At 73.8% G+C, this 2,074-nt stretch carries 1 protein-coding gene and 1 pseudogene; both read right to left on the bottom strand.

Features of this window, described 5'->3' with window-relative positions:
- A pseudogene (locus tag HUW36_RS31630) lies at positions 1-230 on the bottom strand (UDP-N-acetylmuramoyl-L-alanyl-D-glutamate--2,6-diaminopimelate ligase); the annotation flags it as partial.
- Between the two features lie 52 nt (positions 231-282).
- Positions 283-2,074 (bottom strand): peptidoglycan D,D-transpeptidase FtsI family protein (locus HUW36_RS31625; RefSeq protein WP_246248419.1); only part of this gene is annotated, 1,792 nt, incomplete at its 5' end.

The following is a 2,074-nucleotide window of genomic DNA, read 5'->3' as shown; positions in this document are numbered from 1 at the left end:
AACTCCGCGCCGTGCCGGCGGGCGCCGGGCAGGGCGGCGTACAGGTCGCCGGGACGGACCTCCTGGCTGGCGTGGGTGACGCCGGTGACGGCCAGCTCGGCGGCGGCCTCCGGCGGCGTCAGGGCCAGTCGGGCGGCGAGGTCGCCGAGCCGGACGGGACGCACGGTGGCGGGACGTGGATTGCCGGGCACGGCGTCAGACCCTACCCGGTCGTCCGGTTCCGACCGCACAGCCGCCCCGGTGGTTCGTCGCCACTCACCGATGATGTCCCGCCGTGCCGGCTCAGCGCGGAAAGACCTCGAACTTCGGGGACTTGTCGGTCAGCGACGGCGGCACCCGGTAGTGCCGGAGCGTGTAGCCCATCATCTCCCGGAACGCCGGGGCGGCGACCGCACCGCCACCGCCGCCGGGGCTCCAGACGAAGACCGCCACCACGTAGCGCGGGTTCTCCGCCGGGGCCATCCCGATGAACGACCCGACCTCGCCGGGCTGCTTCCTGCCGTTGTCGTAGCGCAGGCCGGTGCCGGTCTTGCCGGCCACCCGGTAGCCCGGGACCTTGGCGGCCAGGCCGGTGGCCGACCCGTCCGGGCCGTCGACCGTGGTGACCGCCTCCATCATCCGCCGCAGGGCGGCCGCGTTCGCCGGGCTGAGCACCGAGCGGGTGTCCGGGGCGGCGCCCGGGGTCCGCCGGCCGTCCGGCCCCACCGTCTCCTTGATCAGGTGCGGCTGCACGTACGTCCCGTTGTTGGCGATCGCGTTGTACGCGGCGGCCATCTGCAACGGCGTGGCGTCCACGCTGTGCCCGATCGGCACGGACCCCCACGCCGAGCCGCTCCACTGGTCGGCCGGGAGCAGCCGGCCGGGCGCCTCGCCCGGCAGGCCCTCGCCGGTCGCCTGGCCCAGCCCGAACCGCTTCTGGTAGTCGATCAGCCGTTCCTTGCCCAGCTTCTCGGCGATCTCGATGGTGCCGACGTTGGACGAGAAGGCGAGCATGCCCGGAATGCTCATGGTCCGGCCGTTCGCCGGGTGGGTGTCCTGGAAGGGGACTCCACCCCGGACGATGATGTTCGGCACCGGCATCGTGGTGTTCGGCGTGATCACGCCCTCCTGGAGCGCCGCGCCGAACGTGATCGCCTTGTGGATCGAGCCGGGGTCCACCACGAACGTGGTGGCGGCGTCGTCCCGGTCCGACGGCGACTCCACCTTGCCCGGGTCGGCCGCGTTGTAGGTGGGCTGACTGGCCTGGGCCAGCACCTCTCCGGTCGGGACGTCGATGATCACGGCCGCGCCGACGCTGCCCTTGGTCTGGGCCATCTGCCTGGCCAGGATCCGCTGGGTCATGAACTGCAGGTCCCGGTCGATGGTGAGCCGCAGGGAGCTGCCCGGCTTCGGCTGGGTGGTGCGGCTGTAACCGCCCGGGATCGGCGCGGCGAGGTCGCCCAGGCCCACCTCGTAGGTGCGCTTGCCGGCCTGCCCGCGCAGCACGTCGTCGTACTTCGCCTCCAGCCCCTCCAGGCCGTTCATGTCCTGGCTGACGAAGCCGATCAGGTTGGCGGCCAGGTCGTCGCCGGGCACCTCGCGCCGCTCGTCCCGGTGCACGTTGATGCCGGCCAGGTCCAGCGCCATGATCTGCTTGGCCCGGCCGATCTCGACGCCGCGCGCCAGGTAGACGAACTGCGACGGGGTGTCGGTGCCGGGCAGGGTGCGCTTGCGCATCTTGTCGGCCAGTTCCGAGGCCGGCACACCGAGCAGCGGGGAGAGCAGCCGCGCGGTGGCGAACCGGTCCTTGACCCGGGTCGGGTCGGCGAAGACGTACCGGGCCTCGACGCTGTGCGCCAGCGGCTCGCCGGCCCGGTCGAGGATGGCGCCGCGCGGGGCCGGCAGCTCGACCACGGCGAGCCGGTTGGGCAGGCCGCCGTCGGCGTACGCCGGGGTGTCCACGGTCTGCAGGTAGACCAGCCGGACGCCGATGCTCGCGAACAGCGTCAGCGCCAGCACGGTGCCCAGCCGCAGGCGCCGGCCGGCGTCGCCCAGCCTGGGCGGGCGGCGCGGCTTGCGGACCGGCCGGCGGGCC

This window comes from Micromonospora maritima (assembly GCF_902825405.1).
Lineage (GTDB): Bacteria > Actinomycetota > Actinomycetes > Mycobacteriales > Micromonosporaceae > Micromonospora > Micromonospora maritima.
This window is presented reverse-complemented; position numbering and strand designations above follow the sequence as displayed.